Origin of the sequence: Kitasatospora sp. CM 4170 (genome assembly GCF_032110285.1) — a bacterium.
GTDB classification, from domain to species: domain Bacteria; phylum Actinomycetota; class Actinomycetes; order Streptomycetales; family Streptomycetaceae; genus Kitasatospora; species Kitasatospora aburaviensis.
Window position 1 is genome coordinate 3,560,576 of the sequence record NZ_CP134877.1, and the last position, 22,142, is coordinate 3,582,717.

Here is a 22,142-nt window from a genome sequence, read left to right on the forward strand (position 1 = left end):
CCGAGCACGACCACGGAGCGCATCATGGCAGCCACCCCACCGGCCGAGCCGAACCGCCCGTCGCCCAACGCCGTGATGCGCGCGCTGCGCGGCGACCGCTCGCCGGGCGAGTTCGCCATGGCCGTGCGCCGGGCCGCCCGCGAGATCGGCGAGCACGTCTCCTGCGACGCCCGCTACGTCGGCCGGGTCGAGGCGGGCGAGATCCGCTGCCCCAACTACGCGTACGAGCGGGTCTTCCGGCACATGTGGCCGGACCGGTCGCTGACCGACCTCGGCTTCTGCCCCCGCACCGCCGTCCGCCGCCGCCCGACGGACGGTACCGGGGTCGAACCACCCCCGCTCCACCCCGCGTTCCCGCCCGTGCCCGCCCCCCGATCACCGCTCTCCACCCAACTCCCGTACGCTGCCTCGCCGTACGCGGAAGCGCCCCCGCCGCACGGGCCCCTGCTGCCGAGGCCCGCGGCGCCGCCCAGGGGGCCCGCCGGACCGCACCATTTCGACGAGGAGAACGACGACGTGCGTCGCCGTACGTTGCTGGCCGGCGGCTCCGCCGCGCTGGCCGCCGTGATCGGCCTCGACCGCCCGGTCGAGGCCGCCGCCACCCGCCCCGCCCCGGCCGCGGGCGCCGCCGCGAGGGCGGCGGGCGCCTTCATCCCGGCCCAAGCGGGGCCCGGGGCGGGCCGGTTCGGCCCCCGGCCGGCGCTGTTCGAGCCCGGCGCCGCCGTCGTCCCCGGGCGACCGGGGCCGGTCCCGCCGCCGCGCAAGGTCGGCACGGCCGAGGTGCTCGGCGTCGAACAGGCCGTCCGGGACATCCGGCTGGCGGACGACGCACACGGGGCCGACGCCCTGTTCGAACGGGCCGGGCAGTCGCTGCGCACCGCGTACCTGCTGCTCAACGACGGCGAGTACGGCCCGGAGACCGAGCGCCGGCTCCAGGCCGGGGCCGGTGAACTGGCCATCTCGGTGGGCTGGTTGGCGCACGACTCGAACCGGCTGGCGGACGCCCGCTCGCTCTACGCCGAGGCGCTGGCGACCGCCCGGATGGCGGGCGACGCCGCCCTGGAGGCGCACGTCTTCTGCAACAGCGCCTTCCTCGCCCGGGACGCCGGCCGGCCGCGCGAGGCGCTGCGCGCCGCCCAGGCCGGGCAGGCCGCCGCCCGCGACCTCGATTCCGACCGGCTGCTCGCACTGCTGGCCATGCGCGAGGCCGGCGGATGGGCGCTGCTGCAGGACCGGACCGCCTGTGAACGGGCGCTGTCCCGCGCGTACACGCTGTTCGACCGCGGCCCCTGCGAGGCGGACCCGGAGTGGATGTCCTTCTTCGGCGAGGCGGAGATCGCCGGGCTGCAGTCCCAGTGCTGGTCGGCCCTCGGCGACTGGGACCGGGCGAGCGAGCAGGCCGGGCTGGCCATAGCGCTCCAGGAGCCGCACTTCGTCCGCAACCGGGTGCTGTACACCGCCGAGTTGGCGCACGACCGGCTCGGCCGGGGGGACCTGGCCGGTGCGGCCCACCACGGCGACGCCGCCGTGGCGCTGTTCGGCGAGGTCCGCTCGGCCCGGATCCGCAGCATGCTGGCGGACACCGCCGAGCGGCTGCGCGTGCACCGGAACGTCCCGGAGGTCGGACACTTCCTGGTCCGGTACGACCTCGCGGCCGCGGCCTGAGCCGGCCGCCGCCCGGGGCCGGGCACACCCCGGACCGGCCCTCCCGGGGGCGGCGCGCCCTCCCTGACGGTGCGTTCGCCGCACCGGCCGGGAGGGCGCGGCGGGTCAGTGCTTCAGGCCCTCCAGGTGGCTGAGGTCGTTCCAGATCTCGACCGCCGGGGCGCCGTACTCCCAGGAGAGCACGCAGAGGGCGGCCGTCCCGAGCTTGAAGCGCTGGGCGAACTCCGGCGGCAGGCCGAGCCAGCGGGCGGCGAGGATGCGCAGCAGGTGGCCGTGGGCGAAGAGCACCACGTCGCGGTCGGCGCAGTGCATGACGGTGGTGTCGGCCTCGGGCACACCGTGCTCGTCGTTGAGGTCGGCGAGGAAGGCGTCCACCCGGGCGGCCACGTCGGACAGCTTCTCGCCGCCGGGCACGCCGTCGCGCCAGATCAGCCAGCCCGGGTGGTCGGTGGCGCGGATGTCCGCGCCGGTCCGGCCCTCGTACTGGCCGTAGTCCCACTCCAGCAGCTCGGGGCGGTCCACGGCGCGGTCGCCGAAGCCGGCCAGGGCGCAGGTCTCCCTGGCGCGGTCCAGCGGGCTGGTGAAGACGACGGCGTCGGGCAGACCGTTCCAGGGCGCCTTGGCCAGCCGGGCGCCGAGCGCCCGGGCCATCGCGCGGCCCTCCCCGGTCAGCGGGATGTCGGTTCGGCCGGTGTGTTGGCCGGTGGCCGACCACTCGGTCTCACCGTGGCGGACGAGAACGATTCGGGCGGGCATGGGGGGCTCCTCGCGGCGGGGCGGTGGCAACGGGCGGTCTCACCATTGAGCACCGGTACTCCATGATCCCCCACCCGCCGACCGGCCACGATTCCGGGCCCGGCGGCCCCCGGTGCCCCGGCCGCCGCCGGGGCGGCCGGCAACCCGGCGGAGCCCCCGGGCACGGCCGGGAACCGCCGCGCGTGCCCCTGGACGCCAGGCCTGCCGCCGATGCCCACCCCTGCCCACGGATGCCCGGGCCCGCCCGCGGATGCACGCCGATGCGCGCAGATGCCCACCGATGCCCGGGCCCGCCCGCGGATGCCCGGAGATCGCCGCGAATCGCCGGACCGGACCGGATTGTCGGACCCGGATGCGACACTGGGCCGCACCATGAACGTCTCGACGAACGTCCCGTCCAGCGGGCACTCTGAGCCGCTCGCCCAACGGCTCGCCGAGCTGCGCGGTCCGGCACCGCAGCGCAGCCTGAACGCCCGCGCCCTCGCCGCGCTCGCCGCCAATCCGGGCTGCCACCGCCGCGCCGTGCTCGACGCCGCCGGCGTCGACAAGTCCGCCCTGGCCGCCCGGCTCGGCCGCCCCGCACCGTTCGGGCAGTCCCCGTTCGCCATCGCGCGCGGCGTGATCTTCGAGTCCCGGCTGAAGGAGGACGGCTACGCGGCGCTGCTGGAGCCGCTCCGGCGCCATCTCGGCCTCCCGGCGGAGGGCGGTGCCCGGCTGACCGTCCCCGATCTGCTGCGCCGCTCCGGCCCGGCCGTCCGGGCGGAGCGGACGGCGGCCGCGCTGGCCGAGGCCGCCGCCGACCCGTCGGCCTGGACGCTGCTCGACCACCCGCTGCTGCGGCTCACGGTGGCCGGCAGCACCGCGTACCTGGAGCCGGACGCCGTGGTGGTGCACGGCGGGCGGTGCACGGTGGTCGAGATCAAGTCCTTCCCGGTGCTGGACGGCAGCGCGGACCCGGCCAAGGTCGGCGCCGCCGCCCGTCAGGCCGCGGTCTACGTCCTGGCGCTGCAGGAGACGGCGGCCGCACTGGCCGGCCGGGAGGTCGACCCGGACCCGTACACCGAGCAGCGGCTGCCGGGAAGCCCGTGGCTGAGCGTCCTGCTGGTCTGCCCCAAGGACTTCAGCAACCGGCCGACGGCGGTGCCCGTGGACGTCCGCCGGGAGCTGGCCACCACCCGCCGCCAGCTGAGCCGGATGACCGGCATCGGCCGGCTGCTGGAGTCGCTGCCGCCCGGGACCGGCTTCGACCTCGCGGCCGACGAGGACGGCAGGCCCGCCCGGTCCGCCGAGGAGCTGACCGGCTCGGTCGCCTCGGTTCCGGCCGCGTACAGCCCGGACTGCCTCTCCTCGTGCGAGCTGGGCTTCCACTGCCGCGCCCAGGCCCGGTGCGACGACCGGGTGGAGCAGCTCGGCCGGGGTGTGCGCGGCGAGCTGGGCAGCATCCGGACGGTCACCGCGGCGCTCGCCGCGGCCGAGTCCGCCGACGCCGCCCGCCCCACCGCCGACCGCCCCGCCACCGGCCACGACACCGACGGCCACGACACCGACGACGACACCTGGGCCGATGCCGACGAGGCCGCCGCCCGCCTGGCCTACGCCGCCGCGCTCCGCGCCGAGGCGCTGGGCCGCACCCCCGCGGCAGCCGCCCACCCGGCCGTACCCGTCACGGCGGCGGTCGGCGCCGGGGCCGCCGTATGAGCCTGCTCGGCACCCTCGCCCGGCTGGAGGCCGTCCGCAGCGGCCGCGCCGAGCGGCTGGCCACCGTCCGGCACCGCCACCTCTCCGACCGCCCGATGGTCGTCGTCCCGCTGACCGCGGCGGGCGAGGCGGGCGCGCCGCTGGCCGTCCTGCTCGGCACCGACCGGTCGGCGCCCAGCCTGCACGTCGTCCCGCAGCCGCTCAACCGCACGCTCCGCTTCGACTTCCTGGCCGAGCTGGCCGCCGGGCTGCTGCCGTACCTGGAGTCCTTCGGCGACGAGGTGGAGCAGATCGAGGGATCCGAGAAGGATCCGGAGACCGGCGAGAAGACCCAGGTCTTCCGCGAGCTCTGCGCCGACGCCCCGCAGCTGATCGTGCCGAACAGCGGGGGCGTGCACCATCTCGCGCTCATCGGCCGCTCGACCAGGTTCCGCCGCACGGTGGAGGACGACGAGCCGGGTCCGTACCCGGCGCCGGCCCGGGTGCCGCTGCTCGGCCGCTGGCTGACCCACCTCACCGACCGGGCGCAGGTCCCGGGGTCCAGCGTGCTGCTGCCGATGACCGGGCTGCTCGCGCGGCACTGGGCGACCGGGCAGAGCCACCTGGAGGACCAGCACCTGGCCGCCCGGCTGGCCTGGCACGCGCCGCCGCCCGGCCTCTCCGGCGCCGCGGCCGCCGAGCTCGCCGAGTCCGCCCGGGACGACCGCGGTCAACTGCTCCACCCGCCGGCCGGTCCGGCCACCGATCCGCGCTTCGACGAGCTGGTGCTCGGCCCGGCGATCACCCGCTACGACGCCGCCGTGGCGGCCCTGCAACAGCACGCGGAACGGCCGGACTCGGCGGCCGCCGAGCAGGCCCGGGCCGCCGTCCGGGCCGCCGTCGACGTTCTGCGCGCCGAGCTGGCGGAGGTCCTGCTGCCGACCTGGCACGACGTCTGGACCGGCCTGGACCTGCTGCGCGCCCTGCCGCCCGCCGGGCACCTGGAGGAGCGCTGGACCGGCGACCGCTGGTCCTACACCGGCCACCGGGACCGGCTGGCGGCCGGCGAGCCGCCGCAGCCCCGGCAGGACGACGCCGTGACGGCGGCCCGGAAGCTGGCGCAGCGGGAGCGCGAGCAGGCCCGGCTGGACGTCCAGGAGGCGCTGGACGATCCGCTGGCGATGGCCGAGCACCGGCTGGCCGGCGAGGCGTTCGCGGGTGTGGTGACCGAGGTGGTGCCGGACTACGACACCTCGGGCCGCTCGCCGAAGCCGCGGCCGCTGGTGACGCTCCGCACCGCCGACCGGCCGCACGCCGACCTCGGCCGGGAGGCCCACCGGGTCTGGGGGTCACCCCGGCCGGAGGGGGGAAGCCCGACCGCGCAGAAGGCGGTGATCGCGGGCGTCGACCCGGCCGCGGGCACCATCACGCTGCGGGTGCTCTCCGGCATGGGCCGGAAGAAGGAGCCGGAGCCGGGCAGCCTTCCCGAGCCGGGTGAGACGGTCACCTTCACCCTGTTCGAGCTGACGGTCCGCCAGTCCGCCCCGCTGCCCGAGCCGGACGACACCCCGTGGACGCACGGCGGGCCGCCCGGCACCGGGACGCCGGCCGCCGCGCCGGCGGGACCGGCCGCCACCGCGTCAGCAGTGTTCGAGGAATGGGAGTGATCCGGCAGTGAGCAGCGAGCAGGGTCCCGGCACGGCCCCGGCCCCCGCGCAGGCCCCCTCCCCCGGCGCGGCCGCCGACGCCGCGGTGGCCCGCATCCTGGAGGCCACCGTCCGCCCGGCCCCCGGGGCGCCGCGCGGGGTGGTGGTGGATTCGCCTCCGGGCGCCGGCAAGTCGACCCTGGTGGTGCGCGCCGCCCGGGAGCTGGTCGACTCCGGCGAGCGGCTGATGATCGTCGCCCAGACCAACGGCCAGGTGGACGACCTGGTCGACCGGCTCGCCGAGAAGGCGCCGGAGTTGACGATCGGCCGGCTGCACGCCGCCGACTCCCGGCCGGGGCCCGAGGTGCTGCGGCACGCCAACGTCACGCCCTCCGACAAGGTGGCGGACCTCGTCGGGCTGGACGTGGTGATCTCGACCGCGGCGAAGTGGCAGTGGGTGAAGGCCGAGGCGCCGTGGCGGCACGCGATCGTCGACGAGGCGTACCAGATGCGCTCGGACGCCCTGCTCGCGGTGGCCCGGCTCTTCGAGCGGGCCCTGTTCGTCGGGGACCCGGGCCAGCTGGACCCGTTCACCGTGGTCGGCACCGAGCAGTGGGCCGGCCTGTCGTACGACCCGTCCAGCAGCGCGGTGGTGACGCTCCTCGCGCACAACCCGCAGATCGAGCCGCACCGGCTGCCGGTCTCCTGGCGGCTTCCGGCCAGCGCGGCGCCACTGATCTCGGACGCGTTCTACCCGTTCACGCCGTTCCGCTCCGGCACCGGCCCGGGGGAGCGGCGGCTCACCGCCTCGGTGCGGCCGGACGGCTCCGCGCTGGACGCGGCGATCGACCGGGCGGCCGACCACGGCTGGGCGCTGCTGGAGCTGCCGCCGCGGCACACCGTCCGGACCGATCCACAGGCCGTGGCCGCGGTGGCCGCCACCGTCCGCCGTCTGCTGGAACGCGGCCTGACGGCCCACTCCGAGCAGGGGTCGGCGCCGCTCACCCCGGGGCGGATCGCGGTCGGCACCGCCCACCGGGACCAGGCGGCGGCCGTCCGGGCGGCGCTGGTCAGGGCCGGGGTCCCGGTCGATCCGAGCGCCGGGCCCGCCGTGACGGTGGACACCGCCAACCGGCTGCAGGGGCGGGAGTACGACGTCACGGTGGTGCTGCACCCGCTCTCCGGGCGGCCGGACGCGACCGCCTTCCACCTGGAGACCGGCCGGCTCTGCGTGCTCGCCTCCCGGCACCGGCACGCCTGCATCGTGGTGGCCCGGGCGGGGATCGCCGAGCTGTTGGACGAACACCCGTCCACCGAGCCGGTGCAGTTGGGCGTCTCGGTCGCGTTCCCGGACGGCTGGGAGGCCAACCACCAGGTGCTGCAGCACCTCTCCGGGCACCGCGTCCGGCTGGGGTGATCCGCGCGCGGGCCCGGCCGGTCCGGTCGGCGCGCCGCGGCCGGCGGCTCCGGCCGGACGAGGGCTCAGGTACGCGCGGCCGCGTCCGGGCGCTGCCCGCCCGGTCGGCCCGGCCCCGGTCCGGCCCCACCCCGGGCGCGGCCCCGCCCCGCCGGCTGCACGCCGAGCCACCACCCGTCACCACCCGTGACGGCGGGCCCCGGCGCGGACGCCCTGGGCCGGAGCTCGGTGTGCGGGGCACGCCCCCGGCGTACCGGCCGGGAATAGCGCCCCGATGCGCACCGTTCCGTTACCGGCCGCCGCCGCGAGACAATGGACGACGGCCACGACCGGGCGGCGGCGTCCCCTGGAGCCGCCGTCCGCCCCCACCGACCACCTGGAGGTGTCCGTCCATGCCCGACTCCCACGCCCAGGCGTCCGACCCGAGCGGTTCGACCGCGCCGGCCGGTCCGGGTGCAGGCGCCGAGGCGCCCGCCCCGCGCCGGCGTCCCGCGCAGCTGCTGTTCGAGCCGCAGGCCGCCGAGCCGGAGCCGGAGCGCTTCTTCGACCTGGAGTCGATCGAGGACCCGGCGGAGTTGCTGCGCCGTTCCACCGAGTTGGCGCTGGCCTTCCGTGCGGCGGCCGAGCGGGCGACCGACTTCCAGGCGGTCGCGGCCGCGCAGCTGGCGGACACCCGCCGGTTCGACGCGCTCTCCGAGACCGAGATCGCGGAGCGGGCGGACTGGACCGCGGACTACGCGGCCAAGATGATCGAGTACGGCCGGGGCCTGCTCCAGCCGCGCCGCCACGACGACTGACTGCCCCCTCCGGCCCCCGCCCCTCCACGGTCGGCCTCGCCAGTGGCATATGCGCGGGGCAGGGTACGCCGCTCCCCCGCAAGCTGTCCGGCAAACCGCGCTTTCCCTCCCGGCCGCGCCCCGGACCCCGCAGGCTGCTGTCCGTGGACATCTGGACGCATCAGTCGGTGGAGTACGTCACCGTGGCCGGGGAGGCCTGGCTGGCCTCCGCCAGCGAGTACCCGCGCAGCATGCGCGCCCTCTGGGAGTCGCGCCCGTGGGCGCCCTCGGTGCTGCCCTGCGGGCGCACCTTCGACGTGATCAGCATGCCGGCGCTGTTCGGCCGCCGGGTGCTGGACGAGCTGTGGACCTCCGGGCCCGGCTGCGGCCCGGTCGCGGCCTACCGGGGGCGCACCCTGCTGTTCGTCCAGCCCGGCACGGCGCCCCGGCTGCGCCGGCTGCTGGCCTGGGAGGAGTGGGCCCGGGACGTCCCGCCGCTGCTCTGCCACGGCCTGGGCGACGCGGTGACCGTCCCGCCGGTCCAGCGGATGGTGAACAGCCCGGACTCCCCCGGCCTGGGCTCCGGCCGGTGGATCGTCGCGCCGGAGGAGCGGGACCCCTGGCTGCCGGGCGCCTCGGTGGTGCTCTGGGCCTGCGTCCGGGCCAGCCGCGAGCCGGCCGACCGGGCCGAGCCGGTGGCCGTGCCGTCCTGCTGAGCCCGCCGGGACCGGCCGGGACCGGCGTCCGTGGGGCCGCCGGGTATTCGATTTTGGCTGCACCCCGGGCCGCTGCTAGAGTCTTCTCTGTCAGCAGGCGCCGCTAGCTCAGTTGGTTAGAGCAGCTGACTCTTAATCAGCGGGTCCGGGGTTCGAGTCCCTGGCGGCGCACAGACAGCCGGAAGGCCCTTCGCGAGAGCGAAGGGCCTTCCGGCGTTTCCGGCTTCTCCGACGGCAGCGGGCGCCCACCCGGGACCACCGCGGGCGCCCACCCGGGACCACCGCGGGCGCACCGGGCGGGCACCACCCGCGGGCACCACCCGCGGGCACCACCCGGAAGCGCCGACACGGGCCGCCCGCCGGAGCGGACGGCCCGCGTCGAACGGGCTCAGCGCCCGCGCAGCGCCCGGTAGCGGGCGACCAGCTCCGCGGTGGAGCTGTCCAGCGCGTCGGCGCCCTCACCGGTCAGCAGCACCGGCTCGATCCGCTTGGCGAGCACCTTGCCGAGCTCGACGCCCCACTGGTCGAAGGAGTCGATGTTCCAGATCGCACCCTGGACGAAGACCTTGTGCTCGTACAGCGCGACCAGCTGGCCGAGCACCGACGGGGTCAGCTCGGCGGCCAGGATGGTGGTGGTCGGGTGGTTGCCCCGGAAGGTCTTGTGCGGCACCAGCTCGGCCGGCACGCCCTCCGCGGCGACCTCCTCCGGGGTCTTGCCGAACGCCAGCGCCTGGGTCTGGGCGAAGAAGTTGGCGAGCAGCAGGTCGTGCTGGGCGACCAGGCCGGGCAGCAGGTCCGCGACCGGCGCGGCGAAGCCGATGAAGTCGGCCGGGACGACCTTGGTGCCCTGGTGCAGCAGCTGGTAGTAGGCGTGCTGGCCGTTGGTGCCGGGGGTGCCCCAGACCACCGGGCCGGTCTGCCAGGTCACCGGCGTGCCGTCGCGGGTCACGGACTTGCCGTTGGACTCCATGTCCAGCTGCTGGAGGTAAGCGGTGAACTTCGACAGGTAGTGCGAGTACGGCAGCACCGCGTGCGCCTGGGCGTCGAAGAACGCGCCGTACCAGACCCCGAGCAGGCCGAGCAGGAGCGGCACGTTCTGCTCGGCGGGCGCGGTGCGGAAGTGCTCGTCCACCAGGTGGAAGCCGTCCAGCATCTCGCGGAAGGCGTCCGGGCCGATGGCGATCATCAGCGAGAGGCCGATCGCCGAGTCGAAGGAGTAGCGGCCGCCCACCCAGTCCCAGAACTCGAACATGTTGGCGGTGTCGATGCCGAAGTCGGCGACGCCCTCGGCGTTGGTGGAGAGCGCCACGAAGTGCTTGGCGACGGCCTCGCTGCCGGCGCCGCCGAGGCCGGTGAGCAGCCAGTCACGGGCGGAGACCGCGTTGGTGATGGTCTCGATCGTGGTGAAGGTCTTGGAGGCGACGATGAACAGCGTCTCGGCCGGGTCGAGGTCGCGGACGGCCTCGTGCAGGTCGGCGCCGTCCACGTTGGAGACGAAGCGGACGTCGAGGTCGCGGGCGGTGTAGGAGCGCAGCACCTCGTAGGCCATGGCGGGACCGAGGTCGGAGCCGCCGATGCCGATGTTGACGACGGCCCGGATCCGCTTGCCGGTGTGACCGCGCCACTGCCCGCCGCGGACCTGCTCGGCGAAGGCCGCCATCTTGTCGAGGACCGCGTGGACGGCCGGCACGACGTTCTCGCCGTCCACCTCGATCACGGCGTCGCGGGGGGCGCGCAGCGCGGTGTGCAGGACGGCGCGGTGCTCGGTGTTGTTGATCTTCTCGCCGCGGAACATGGCGTCCCGCAGCTCGGCCACGCCGGTGGCCGCGGCGAGCTCGCGCAGCAGGGCCAGGGTCTCGTCCGTGATCAGCTGCTTGGCGTAGTCCACGTGCAGGTCGCCGACCTGGAGGGTGTAGCGCCGGCCGCGCTCCGGGTCGGCGGCGAACAGCTCGCGCAGGTGCGTGTCGCCCAGCTCCTCCCGGTGCTTGCCGAGGGCGGCCCACTGCGGGGTGCGGTCCAGCGGGGTACGGGCGTCGGCACGGGTCTCCGACATCGGTGGCTCCTCGATTCATCTGGGTGCAGATACCGGCAGGGCCAGGCGGTGAGGGTTTCGCGAGGTCGAGCGGGTACTGGTGGTGCGCCGACTCCTTTGACGGCCTGCCCGGAGTCAGCCTATGCAACGCGGGGACCACCCGCGCACATTCCGTTCGCGGACGCTCCGTCGGCGGCGGCCGGAGCCCGGGCGGACGGCGCGTCACTTCCGTTCGGAGCGCAGGTCCAGCCCCCGCAGCACCTGGTCGACCAGCTCGGGGTCGGCGCCGAGCTCGCTGCGGGCGGCCAGCATCTCGCGCCGGGAGGCGGCGATCATCTCCTGCTCGACGCTGTGCGCGGCCCGCCACTGGCTGAGCCGCTGCTTCGCCTCGGCCGCCTCCTCCTCGGCGTACTTCTCCGGGCAGAGGCGGGCCAGCCGGTCGTGCTGACGGTCCCGCAGCCGGTCGGCCACCTCCGCGGGCAGCCGGTCGAGTTCCTCCAGTTCGCCCAGCCGCTCCAGCCCGGCCTTGGCGGCCCGCCACCAGAGCTGGCGGACGGCCTGCTCGTGCCGGTCGTGGTCGATGTCCAGGTGGAGCCGCTTGGCCAGCCAGGGCAGCGTCAGGCCCTGGACCAGCAGGGTGAAGAGGACGACGCTGAAGGCGATGAAGACCAGCCGGCCGCGCTCCGGGAAGGCCTCGCCGGAGTCCAGGGTGAGCGGGACGGCCAGGGCCAGCGCGACGGTGGCCACCCCGCGCATCCCGGACCACCAGAGCACCACGCTCTCCTGCCAGCTGATCGGGGTGTCCTCCTCGTCCCCCGAGCGCAGCCTCCTGGAGACCCAGCCGGCCGGGAGCAGCCAGAGCAGCCGGACCAGCACCACGACCCCGATGACCGCCGCCGCGTCGCCGATCATGGCGGTCCAGCCGTCGCCCGCCTCCTTGAGGACGGTGGCCAGCTCCAGCCCGATCAGGCCGAAGGCCACGCCGGTGATCAGGATCTCCACGATCTCCCAGAAGGCGTTGCCGACGAGCCGGTACGAGACGGCATCGGCGTCGGCGGCCCGCTCGGCGAGGTAGAGCCCGCAGACCACGACGGCCAGCACGCCGGAGCCGTGGATCTCCTCGGCCAGGGTGTACGCGGCGAACGGGACCAGCAGGTTGAGCGCGACCTGCTGGGTCGGGTCCTCCAGGTAGGAGGCGATCCTGGCGTTGGCCCAGCCGAGCGCGACGCCGATGACGACGGCGAGGACGGCCGAGAGCACGAAGCGCAGCACGGCGTTCTCGGCCGAGAAGTCGCCGCCGACCACCGCTTCGATGGCCAGCGAGTAGATCACGATCGCGGTGACGTCGTTGAAGAGTCCCTCGCTCTCCAGGATCGCCACCAGCCGGCGGGGCAGGCCGACGCTGCCGGCCACCGCGACGGCGGCGACCGGGTCGGGCGGTGAGACCAGTGCGCCGACCGCGACGGCGGCCGCGATCGGCAGCGTCGGCAGCAGCCAGTGCACGGCCCCGGCGACGGCCGCGGTGGTGACCACCACCAGGGCGACCGCGAGCAGCAGGATCGAGCGGATGTTGGCTCGGAAGTAGCGGACCGAGGAGCGCCGCGCGACGGCGAAGATCAGCGGCGGCAGGACCAGCGGCAGGATCAGATCGGGGTCGAGGGCGATGTCCGGGATCTGCGGGACGAGTGCCATGACGATGCCGAGCAGGGTCATCAGCACGGGTTGCGGCACGCCGCTCCGCCGGGCGAGCGGCATGGTCACCACGGAGGCGAGCAGCACCAGGAAGAGCAGGGGCAGCTGGCCCACGGGAGGTTCCTCTCGGTGGCGGACGGACCGGGGCGGCCCGGTGGACGGACCGGGGCGGCCGGGCCGGGGCGAACCGGCGGACGGCCGCGGACCGGTGGACGGACCGGGGCGGCCGGAGCGCACGGCACCGGCCGCCGTTCAGGATAAATCTGACAATGCGCCCAACTGCCGCAACACGCCGGACGGCGCTTGACCTCAAGCGCGCTTGAAGTCTGATCATCGAAAGGACCGATCAGCGGCCCGACAGACAGGCAGGAAGTCGATGAAGGCAGTGACCGTCCCCCGGTTCGGCGGCCCCGAGGTGTTGCGGGTGGCCGAGGTGCCCACCCCCGCCGCTGGGCCGGGCGAAGTGCGGGTCCGGGTCCGTGCGGCCGGGGTGCAGCCCGTCGACCTCGCCGTCCGGGAGGGCTGGAGCCCGCCGGGCACCCGGCTGGAGCCGCCGGTGGTGCCGGGCAACGAGTTCGCCGGGGTGGTCGACCAGCTCGGGGCGGGCAGTTTCGGCTGGGAGGTCGGCGACGAGGTGCTGGGCTTCCGCCTCCTCGACGGGCACGCCGAGTTCGTCACGGTGGACGGCGCGCACCTGGTCGCCAAGCCGGCCGCGATGCCGTGGGAGCAGGCGGGCGCGCTCTCCGCCTCCGGCCAGACCGCGCACACCGCCCTGACCGAGCTGAAGGTGGGCCGCGGCGACACCGTGCTGGTGCACGGCGCCTCCGGCGGGGTCGGCACGGCCGCCGTCCAGCTGGCCCGCGCCTGGGGTGCCACGGTGATCGGCACCGCGAGCGCGCGCAACCACGACTACCTGCGGGAGCTGGGTGCGGTCCCGGTCGCGTACGGCGAGGGCCTGGTCGAGCGGGTGCGGGCGGTGGCGCCGCACGGCGTGGACGCCGCCTTCGACGCGGCCGGGCGCGGCGCGCTGGAGGCGTCCGTCGAGCTGGTGGCCGACCGGGACCGGATCGGCACCGTCACCGACCACGCCACCGCCGCGCGGCTCGGCCTGCGGCAGCTGCGGACGCAGCGGTCGGCGGCCCGGCTGACCGAGCTGGTGGAGCTCTGGGAGGCGGGCGGCCTCCGGGTGGAGATCGCCGCGGCCTTCCCGCTGGAGCGGGCCGCGGACGCGCACCGGATGGTCGGCACCGGGCACGTCCGGGGCAAGGTCGTGCTCACGCCCTGAGCGGGCCGGCCGGGCCGATTGTGTGTTTCCGCTGGTGACCGGGTAATGTTCTCCACGTCAGCAGGCGCCGCTAGCTCAGTTGGTTAGAGCAGCTGACTCTTAATCAGCGGGTCCGGGGTTCGAGTCCCTGGCGGCGCACAGACAGCCGGAAGGCCCTTCGCGAGAGCGAAGGGCCTTCCGGCGTTTCCGGGCACCCCGGCCGACCGCCCCCGGGCTGGACCCCGGGGGCGGCTCCGGTGGACTCAGTGCGGGATGGCGGCGATCAGCTCGGACGCCCCCTGCCGCTTCAGCGCCAGGGCGGTCGCGGTGCCGAGGTCCTCCGGGGTGAGCGAGCCGGCCCACTCGTGGGCGTCCAGGACCTGCTTGCCGTCCGGGGAGAAGACCCGGCCGCGCAGCGAGAGCCGGCCGTCCGGCTCGGCCTTGGCGTAGCCGGCGATCGGCGAGTTGCAGTGGCCCTGCAGGACGTGCAGGAACATCCGCTCGGCGCTCGCCTCGCGCCAGGTGGGGTGGTCACCGAGACCGGCGACCGCCTCGATGGTGGCCGCGTCGTCCTCGCGGCACTGCAGGGCGAGGATGCCGGCGCCGATCGGCGGGCACATCGTCTCCGGCGGGAGGATCTCGGTGATCCGGTCCGGCTCGCCGATCCGCTCCAGCCCGGAGACCGCGAGCAGCAGGGCGTCCGCCTCGCCGGCCGCCAGCTTGGCCAGTCGGCTGTTGGCGTTGCCGCGCATCGGCACGCACTCCAGGTGCGGGTGGGAGGCGGCGAGCTGGGCCCGGCGCCGGACCGAGGAGGTGCCGATCCGGGCTCCGGGCGGCAGCTCGTCCAGGGTCAGGCCGCCGGGGTGGACGAGGGCGTCGCGGATGTCGTCGCGGCGCAGGTAGGCGGCGAAGACGGTCCCGGCGGGCAGCGGGCGGTCGGCCGGTACGTCCTTGAGGCAGTGCACCGCGAGGTCCGCCTCGCCGGCCAGCAGGGCCGCGTCGACCTCCTTGGTGAAGGCGCCCTTGCCGCCGAGCCGCGCGAGGTCGCCCATCCAGCGGTCCCCGGAGGTGGTCACCGGGACCACCTCGGTCCGCACCTGCGGGTGCAGGGCGGCCAGCTCGGCGCGGACCCGTTCGACCTGGGCCAGGGCCATCGGCGAGGAGCGGGAGACGATGCGGATCAACTCTGCGGTTGCCATGACCGGATGATAGACCGTCAGGCGCTGCGCTCCCGCGCTGCCCGGATCGTGGGCCGCCGTGCCGCCGCCGCGGCTATGCTCGAAACCGCACACTGGTGTCAGGGCCGTACGCGACCGGCGGTGAGGTGGGCCACATGCAGATCGGGGAGCTCGCGGAGCGGACCGGAACGTCCCGGCGGCTGCTGCGCTACTACGAGGAACAGGGTCTGATCTTCTCCGAGCGCTGCGCCAACGGCTACCGCACGTACGACGAGCCCTCGGTCGACCGGGTGCTGCAGATCCGGGGCCTGCTCGACGCCGGGCTGCCGACCAGGATCATCAAGCAGATCCTGCCCTGCCTGAGCAAGCCCCGGACCATCCACTTCGCGGACGCCACCCCGGAGATGCTCGCCACGCTGGAGCACGAGCTCACCAGCATGACGCGGCGGATCCAGTGCCTCACCCGCAACCGGGACGCCATCGCCGACTACCTGGCGGCGGTGCGCGTCGGGGCGTGAGCTCCGCCGGGTACCGTACGGTGCGCCCGGGGCCAGGCCCCCCGGACACGCCCGGCACCCGGCGGAGCGGTCGGTGGTGGAACGGCGGCGGAGCGGCCGGTCGTGGAACGGCGGCGGATCCGTCAGCGGCGGAAGTAGCCGTCGAAGTTCCGGGAGAACTCCCGGCCGCCGAACTGGTCCCAGTTGATGGACCAGGTCATCAGCCCGCGCAGGTCGGGCTGGGCGCCGGCCCTGGGGACGTAGCCGCCGCAGTTCGCCAGCCTGGTCAGGCAGTCCAGCGCCTTGTCGACCTCGGCCGGGGCGACGTAGCCGTTGCCCGCGCTGGTGGTGGCCGGCATGCCGATGGCCACCTTGCCGGCGGGCAGCGGCGGGAACACGTTGGCGGTGTTGCCCGCGACCGGGAAGCCCTTGAGCAGCATGTCGGTCATCGCGACGTGGAAGTCGGCCCCGCCCATCGAGTGGTACTGGTTGTCCAGGCCCATGATGGAGCCGGAGTTGTAGTCCTGGACGTGCAGCAGGGTGAGGTCGTCGCGCAGGGCGTGGATCACCGGCAGGTAGGCGCCGGCGCGCGGGTCCTGGCCGCCCCAGGGGCCGGATCCGTAGTACTGGTAGCCGAGTTGGACGAAGAAGGTCTCCGGCGCCATGGTGAGGACGAAGCCGGGCCCGTACCTGGCCTTGAGCGTCTTGAGCGCGGAGATCAGGTTGACCACGACCGGGCTGGTCGGGTTCTTGAAGTCGGTGTCGCCGGTCTGCAGGGACAGCGAGTGGCCCTCGAAGTCGATGTCGAGCCCGTCCAGGCCCCACTTGTCGATGATCGCCGAGACCGAGCCGACGAAGGCGTCACGGGCGGCGGTGGTGGTGAGCTGGACCTGGCCGTTCTGGCCGCCGATCGAGATCAGGACCTTCTTGCCCTTGGCGCGCTTGGCGGCGATCGCGGCCTTGAAGCCGGCGTCGGACTCCACGGTCGGGCACTCGGTGGCCGGGCAACGGTTGAAGCGGATGTCGCCGGAGGTGACGGAGGTCGGCTCGCCGAAGGAGAGGTTGATGAAGTCCCAGGAGTCCGGGACGTCGGCCATCCGGGTGTAGCCGGCTCCGTTGGCGAAGCTGGCGTGCAGGTAGCCGACCAGGGCGTGGCCGCCGGACGGCGGCGCGGTGGGGGTCGCGGTCGGGGTGACCGTCGGGGTGACGGTCGGCGTCGCGGTCGGGGTGACCGTCGGGGTGACGGTGGGCGAGGGCGCGCCCGGGCCGTCCAGGGAGAGGTCGTCCGCGTAGTAGGTGCCCTGGCCGTACCAGCCGTGGGTGTAGACGGTGACGCTGGTCTGGGTGGCACCGGTCGTGAAGCCGACGCTGAGCTTCTGGTAGGCGCCGCCGGTGCCGGGCGTCCAGGTGGAGGCGCCACCGGTCACACCGAGGTAGACGTAGGAGCCCTTCACCCACCCGCTGAGCGTGTAGGTGGTGTTGGGGGCGACCGTCACGGTCTGCGTGCACTGGGCGTTGTCGCCCGCCGAGGCGGCTCCGGCGAGGGCGTGACCACCGCCGTGGGCCTGGCCGGTGACGACGCTGCCGGCTGCGCCGCAGCTCCAGGGGTTCAGGGCGCCGCTCTCGAAGCCGCCGTTGACCAGGAACTCACCGGCCGAGGCGGCGGGCGCCAGGCCGAGGGTCAGGCCGACCATCGTGGCGGCGGCCACGGCCGAGGCGGTACCGGCGGCGACCAGGGTGCGGGGGCTGCGGCGGTGACGAGCGGGCGAGGCGCCGGCGGGCGAGTCACCGGCGGGCGAGGCCCCGGCGGGCGGGTCACCGGCGCCGGGTAGGGGTGTTCTGCGCATGCGGGGGCTCCTGCGGAAGCGCGGATCGTGGGGGACGTCCGGGGGCACGCCGGAGGTACGCGCCAGTGGGGGTCCGGCCCGACCGCGCACCCTAGTTGGACTAGACCACTGAAGTGGATCCGCCGGTGCGGTGTCAATGGTCCGGACCGGCCCCGGCCGGTCCCGGCCCGGCGTCCGGTTGCCGGGCGTGACACCCCGTCGAACCATGGAGAGGTGACCTCGCCCGGCTACCTCCGCTACCCCCACCTGCGCGGGGACCTGCTGGCGTTCGCCGCCGAGGACGACGTCTGGGTGGCCCCGCTCGACCCGGACGGCACCGTCGGCCGCGCCTGGCGGGTCAGCTGCGACCGCACCCGGGTCAGCCACCCCCGGCTCTCGCCCGACGGCGGCACCCTCGGCTGGACCGCCTGGCAGAGCCCGACCCCGGAGGTCTGGACCGCGCCGGTCGGCGGCGGCGCGGCCACCCGGCTGACCCACTGGGGCAGCCAGGACACCCGGCTGCGCGGCTGGCTGCCCGACGGCGAACTCCTCGCCGTCACCTCGTTCCACGAGCCATTCGGCCACTACACCTGGGCGCACGCCCTGCCGCCGGACGGCGCGCCCGGGCGCCGGATGCCCTGGGGCCCGGTCGGCGACGCCCAGATGAACCGCTCGCACACCGTGCTGCTCACCGGCGCCGCCCCGCACGAGCCCGCCGCCTGGAAGCGCTACCGGGGCGGCGCCGTCGGGCGGCTCTGGGTCGACGGCGAGCGGATCCTGGCCGGCCACCGCGGCCACCTCGCCTCCCCCATGCCGGTCACCGCGGCCGAGGGCGACCGGGTCGCCTTCCTCTCCGACCACGAGGGGATCGGCAACCTGTACTCCTGCCGCCCCGACGGCACCGACCTGCGCCGGCACACCGACCACGCCTCCTACTACGCCCGCGAGGCCGCCAGCGACGGCACCCGGATCGTCTACCAGCACGGCGGCGACCTCTGGCTGCTGGAGAGCCTGGACGCGCCGGGCCCGCGCCGGCTGCGCGTCCCGCTCGGGGGCGCGCGGGCCGGCCGGCGGCCGTACCTGGTGAGCGCCGCCTCGCACGTCAAGGACCTCGCCTGCGACCAGACCGGCCGCGCCGGGGTGATCACCGTGCGCGGCAGCCAGTACTGGCTGACCCACCGCGACGGCCCCGCGCGGGCGCTCGCCGACACCCCGGGCGTCCGCACCCGGCTGCCGGTGGTGCTCGGGCACACCGGCGAGGCCGCCTGGATCACCGACGCCGAGGGCGAGGACGCCGTCGAGATCGTCCCGCTGCCCGGCCACCAGGCCACCCCGGCCCAGCACGGGCACCGGGTGCTGGCGGCCGGCCGGCTCGGCCGGGTCCTGGAGCTGACCGCCTCCCCCGACGGCGCCCACCTGGCCGCCGCCACCTCCGACGGGCGGCTGCTGCTGCTCGCCACCGCCGACGGCGCCGTGCGCGAACTGGCCGCCTCCGGCCACGGGCCCGTCTCCAGCGCCCGGTTCTCCCCCGACTCGCACTGGATCGCCTGGTCCCAGCCGGCCGCCGGCCGCTCGCTGCGCCGGATCCGGCTCACCCGCGCCGACGGGGAGGCGCCGGTCACCGAGGTCACCGACGGCCGGTTCGAGGACGAGCAGCCGGTGTTCACCCGGGACGGCCGCTACCTGGCCTTCCTCTCCTGGCGCGGCTTCGACCCGGTCCACGACGTGCACACCGGCGACCTCTCGTTCCCGCTCGGCTGCCGGCCCTACCTCGTGCCGCTCTCCGCCGACACCCCCTCGCCGTTCTCCGCCTCCGCCGAGGACGGCGCCCCGCACGGCGACGGCGGCGGCGACGGCACCGTGGAGGTCGACCCCGAGGGCATCGGGGACCGGCTGACCCCGTTCCCGGTGATCGCCTCCAAGTACTCGGCCACCGACGCCGTGCGCGGCGGTCTGGTCTGGCTGCGCTGGCCCATCTCCGGCACCCTCGGGCAGACCTTCACCAACCCGGACGACACCTCGGGCCGCCCGTCACTGGAGTACTTCGACCTGGCCCGGGGCAGCCGCAGCACGCTCGCCGACAAGCTGGACGGCTACGCCGTCTCCGGCGACGGCGGCTCGGTGGCCGTCTACGCGGCGGGCACCCTGCGGATCGTCCCGGTCACCGCGCCCTCCGCGTCCACCAGCGTGGACCTGCGCCGGATCACCCACACCGTGCACCCGGCCGCCGAGTGGCGCCAGGCGTACCGCGAGGCCGCCCGGATCGTCCGGGACCAGTTCTGGGACGCCGGGATGTCCGGCCTGGACTGGCCCGCGCTGGTGGCCCAGTACGAGCCGCTGCTGGCGCGGATCGCGAGCCCGGACGACTTCGCCGACCTGCTCCGCGAGCTGCTCGGCGAGCTGGGCACCTCGCACGCCTACGTCACCCCGTCCCGGCGCGGCGAGGGCCCGGCACTGGCGCAGCAGCCGCTCGGCCTGCTCGGCGCCAACGCGCACCGCACCTCCGACGGGCGCTGGCTGGTCGACCGCATCCTGCCCGGCGAGTCCTCCGACCCGCGGGCCCGCGCCCCGCTCGCCACCCACGGGGTCCGGAACGGGGACGAGCTGCTGGCGGTGGCCGGGCGCCCGCTGGACCCGGTCCGCGGCCCGTCGCCGCTGCTGGTCGGCACCGGCGGCACCACCGTCGAGCTCACCCTGCGCACCGGCGGTCCGGACGGGGCGGTCCGCCGGATCGCGGTGACCCCGCTGACCGACGAGCGGCCCATCCGCTACCAGGACTGGGTGGCCAAGCGGCGCTCGCTGGTCCGGGAGTTCAGCGACGGCCGGTGCGGCTACCTGCACATCCCCGACCTCGGCGGCTCCGGGTGGGCGCAGTTCAACCGGGACGTCCGGCGCGAGCTCGACAAGCCCGCGCTGGTGCTGGACGTGCGTGGCAATGCCGGCGGCAACGTGTCGGAGCTGGTGCTGGAGAAGCTCACCCGGCGGGTGCTGGCCTGGGACTTCAGCCGGGGCCGGCACCCGGTCCGGTGGCCCCGGGACGCGCCGCGCGGGCCGGTGGTGGCCCTCGCCGACGAGGCCACCAGCTCGGACGGCGACGTCATCATCACCGCGATCAAGCTGCTCGGGCTGGGCCCGGTGGTGGGCAACCGCACCTGGGGCGGGGTGGTCGGCATGACCGGGCGGCACACCCTCGGCGACGGGACGCAGATCTCCGTGCCGAAGAACGCCTCCTGGTTCACCGGCGGGCTCGGCTGGTCGGTGGAGAACCACGGTGCGGAGCCGGACGTGCACGTGCTGCGCAGCCCGCAGGACTGGGCCCGGGGGCTCCACCCCGAGCTGGTGACCGCGGTGCGGCTGGCGCTGGACCTGTTGGAGGACGCCCCGGCCGCCGTCCCGCCGCCGGAGGACACGCCGCGCCCGGACCTGCGCCGGCCGCAGCTTCCGCCACGCGGGTGGACCGGCCCGCCGGACGGGTGAACGGGCGCGCCCACTCGGGTGAACCGGGCGGCCGCGCAGGCGGACCGGTGCGGGCGGTGGGCCGGGCGGCCGCGCGGGCTGCAGTGGGGCAGCAGCGGCGACGGGCGCGTCCGTTTCTCCGGATGCGCCCGCCGCCGTGCGATGCGTGCGGGACGTCAGTCCCAGGGGTCACCCTCGGCCGTCATGTCCTCCCGGGCGCGCTGCTCGGCCTGCCGCTCGGTGACGTCCGCGGACGCCCGGGCCTCCCGGGCCTTCTCGGTCTCGGCGCCGAACGCGTCGGCGGCCTCGTCGTGGGCGAGGGCGGCGCGCTGGGCGGCGTCCGTCATCGCGGTGGTGTCCTGCTCGTGGCTCCCGCCGAGGGAGGACCTGGCCTCCTCGTCGGCGTGGTGCGCCTTGTGGCGGAACCTGTCGAAGATGCCCATGACTCCTCCTCGGACGAATTCCGGGCTGCCCCCACTCTCACACCGGTGTCCCACGGGCGCATCCGCTGGGCGGGGCGGGGCGCCGGCCCCGGCGCGGTCGGGCCCCGGGGACCGGCGTCGCCCCGCGGAGGGGGGATTTGAAAACGGGCCCAAGGTCCCGGGCGGTGGGCGTCCAACGGCCGTGGCGGGCGGCGGACCGGCGGCGGAGGGTGGGAGGCGTCGGCCGGTCCCGATCCGCGCCGTCCCCGGAGTCCCCGTGACCGTTGGAGGCCTGCCGTGACCGTCGCCCCCGCCCACCGCACCGCGCCGGAGGACCACCACGGCGGTGCGCGCCGCCTGGTCGGCCCGCTGGCCGCCCTCGACGGGCGGCTGGCCGGCCCGCACGACCTGCTGCTGATGCAGTGCCCCGGCTCGCTGCGGCCGGTCGGCGGCGGCGAACTGCCGGAATGGGCCCGCGCGGTGCTGCGGGTGCACCCGTGGGTGACGGTCGGCCGGGCGCCCGCCGTGGTCGGCGGGCCGGCGGACACCCCGCACCCGGTGCGCTGCACCCGGGACGTCTCGGCCGCGCCGGAGCAGTGGCTGCCGGTGACGGTGCGCGGCGCGGAGCGCGGCCGGCGGCTGGACGCGCTGGCGCCCCGGTCGGCGGTGGCCCGTACGCTGCGGCCCGAGCAGCTGGTCGGCCGGGAGGAGCTGCTGCCGCCCGGACGGGTCGCGGCGGTCCCGGCGCTCGCGGCGCTGCCGGCGGCCGGGCGGCTGGTCGCGGAGCACCGGCTGGCCTGGGGGCCGATCGGCGCGGTCGGCTACGAACTGGGCACGGGCGTCCCGGTGGCCGGGCCGCTGAGTCCGCTGCGGCTGGTGCTGCGCGCCCCGCAGCCGGTGAGCCGGCGGGACGCGCTGCTGCTGCGGCGGGCCCTCGGCCGGTTGCCCGTCCCGGTGCAGGCGGAGCTGGAGACCCGGTACGGCGCGGTGCTGCTCGCCGAGTACGCGGCCGGGGCGCCGACCCTCACGCTGCTGACGCCGGACGGGCCCCGGGAGGTCCACGATCCGTGGTTCCCCCGGGGCCGCCGGTGGTGCCTGCCCTGACGGACGGGCCTGGCGCAG

General features: G+C 75.8%; 16 protein-coding genes and 2 tRNA genes. 12 read left to right on the forward strand and 6 right to left on the reverse strand.

The features are described 5' to 3' along the window. Positions 1-24 precede the first annotated feature (24 nt). Entirely contained in the window at positions 25-1,665 is a 1,641-nt protein-coding gene (locus RMN57_RS14790; protein WP_313763867.1) for a tetratricopeptide repeat protein, read from the forward strand. Between the two features lie 105 nt (positions 1,666-1,770). Here the strand turns inward: RMN57_RS14790 and RMN57_RS14795 are convergent, their stop codons facing one another. Continuing rightward, positions 1,771-2,421 carry a histidine phosphatase family protein gene (locus tag RMN57_RS14795; RefSeq protein WP_313763868.1) on the reverse strand — a complete coding sequence of 217 codons (651 nt, stop codon included), beginning with the start codon at positions 2,419-2,421 and terminating at the stop codon, positions 1,771-1,773. A gap of 372 nt (positions 2,422-2,793) precedes the next feature. Between RMN57_RS14795 and RMN57_RS14800 the strand changes: the two genes are divergently transcribed. From RMN57_RS14800 to RMN57_RS14825, 6 genes are all read left to right on the forward strand, one after another. Then, complete coding sequence (locus tag RMN57_RS14800; RefSeq protein ID WP_313763869.1) at positions 2,794-4,119, forward strand: hypothetical protein; 1,326 nt, start codon at positions 2,794-2,796, stop codon at positions 4,117-4,119. Continuing rightward, the gene (locus tag RMN57_RS14805; RefSeq protein ID WP_313763870.1) at positions 4,116-5,765 is read left to right on the forward strand and encodes a hypothetical protein; all 1,650 of its coding nucleotides are present in this window, start codon (positions 4,116-4,118) and stop codon (positions 5,763-5,765) included. Before RMN57_RS14800 ends, RMN57_RS14805 begins: the two co-directional genes overlap by 4 nt. A 7-nt stretch (positions 5,766-5,772) precedes the next feature. Next, positions 5,773-7,161 carry an AAA family ATPase gene (locus RMN57_RS14810; RefSeq protein ID WP_380233957.1) on the forward strand — a complete coding sequence of 463 codons (1,389 nt, stop codon included), beginning with the start codon at positions 5,773-5,775 and terminating at the stop codon, positions 7,159-7,161. A gap of 392 nt (positions 7,162-7,553) precedes the next feature. Next, on the forward strand, positions 7,554-7,958 hold the full coding sequence (locus tag RMN57_RS14815; RefSeq protein ID WP_313763871.1) for a hypothetical protein: 405 nt from the start codon (positions 7,554-7,556) through the stop codon (positions 7,956-7,958). 143 nt (positions 7,959-8,101) lie between these two features. Continuing rightward, a complete protein-coding gene (locus RMN57_RS14820) occupies positions 8,102-8,653 on the forward strand; it encodes a bifunctional DNA primase/polymerase (RefSeq protein ID WP_313763872.1) in 552 nt (183 codons plus the stop codon). Between the two features lie 97 nt (positions 8,654-8,750). Beyond that, a tRNA-Lys gene (locus RMN57_RS14825) sits at positions 8,751-8,824 on the forward strand. Positions 8,825-9,041: 217 nt separating this feature from the next. Here the strand turns inward: RMN57_RS14825 and pgi are convergent. After that, on the reverse strand, positions 9,042-10,706 hold the full coding sequence (pgi, locus tag RMN57_RS14830) for a glucose-6-phosphate isomerase (RefSeq protein ID WP_313763873.1): 1,665 nt from the start codon (positions 10,704-10,706) through the stop codon (positions 9,042-9,044). A 201-nt stretch (positions 10,707-10,907) separates the two neighbouring features. Beyond that, the gene (locus tag RMN57_RS14835) at positions 10,908-12,491 is read right to left on the reverse strand and encodes a Na+/H+ antiporter (RefSeq protein WP_313763874.1); all 1,584 of its coding nucleotides are present in this window, start codon (positions 12,489-12,491) and stop codon (positions 10,908-10,910) included. Between the two features lie 262 nt (positions 12,492-12,753). Between RMN57_RS14835 and RMN57_RS14840 the strand changes: the two genes are divergently transcribed. Both RMN57_RS14840 and RMN57_RS14845 read left to right on the forward strand, forming a co-directional pair. Then, on the forward strand, positions 12,754-13,662 hold the full coding sequence (locus RMN57_RS14840) for an NADP-dependent oxidoreductase (protein WP_313763875.1): 909 nt from the start codon (positions 12,754-12,756) through the stop codon (positions 13,660-13,662). Between the two features lie 64 nt (positions 13,663-13,726). Beyond that, a tRNA-Lys gene (locus RMN57_RS14845) sits at positions 13,727-13,800 on the forward strand. 104 nt (positions 13,801-13,904) lie between these two features. Here RMN57_RS14845 and hemC read toward each other — a convergent pair. After that, complete coding sequence (gene hemC / locus RMN57_RS14850) at positions 13,905-14,840, reverse strand: hydroxymethylbilane synthase (RefSeq protein WP_313763876.1); 936 nt, start codon at positions 14,838-14,840, stop codon at positions 13,905-13,907. A gap of 134 nt (positions 14,841-14,974) precedes the next feature. On the opposite strand from hemC, the gene RMN57_RS14855 reads away from it, so the two are divergent. Continuing rightward, the gene (locus RMN57_RS14855) at positions 14,975-15,337 is read left to right on the forward strand and encodes a MerR family transcriptional regulator (RefSeq protein ID WP_313763877.1); all 363 of its coding nucleotides are present in this window, start codon (positions 14,975-14,977) and stop codon (positions 15,335-15,337) included. Between the two features lie 122 nt (positions 15,338-15,459). Here RMN57_RS14855 and RMN57_RS14860 read toward each other — a convergent pair whose 3' ends face one another. After that, positions 15,460-17,010, reverse strand: a complete 1,551-nt coding sequence (locus RMN57_RS14860; RefSeq protein WP_313767829.1) for a carbohydrate binding domain-containing protein — start codon at positions 17,008-17,010, stop codon at positions 15,460-15,462. Between the two features lie 366 nt (positions 17,011-17,376). Between RMN57_RS14860 and RMN57_RS14865 the strand changes: the two genes are divergently transcribed. After that, positions 17,377-20,619: a S41 family peptidase gene (locus RMN57_RS14865; RefSeq protein WP_313763878.1), complete on the forward strand. Its 3,243-nt coding sequence runs from the start codon at positions 17,377-17,379 to the stop codon at positions 20,617-20,619. A gap of 155 nt (positions 20,620-20,774) precedes the next feature. Here the strand turns inward: RMN57_RS14865 and RMN57_RS14870 are convergent, their stop codons facing one another. Beyond that, positions 20,775-21,041: a hypothetical protein gene (locus RMN57_RS14870; RefSeq protein WP_313763879.1), complete on the reverse strand. Its 267-nt coding sequence runs from the start codon at positions 21,039-21,041 to the stop codon at positions 20,775-20,777. Positions 21,042-21,317: 276 nt separating this feature from the next. Here RMN57_RS14870 and RMN57_RS14875 point away from each other — a divergent pair, with 276 nt between their 5' ends. Next, positions 21,318-22,124, forward strand: a complete 807-nt coding sequence (locus tag RMN57_RS14875) for a phosphoribosyl-dephospho-CoA transferase MdcG domain-containing protein (protein ID WP_313763880.1) — start codon at positions 21,318-21,320, stop codon at positions 22,122-22,124. The last annotated feature ends 18 nt before the right edge of the window (positions 22,125-22,142 follow it).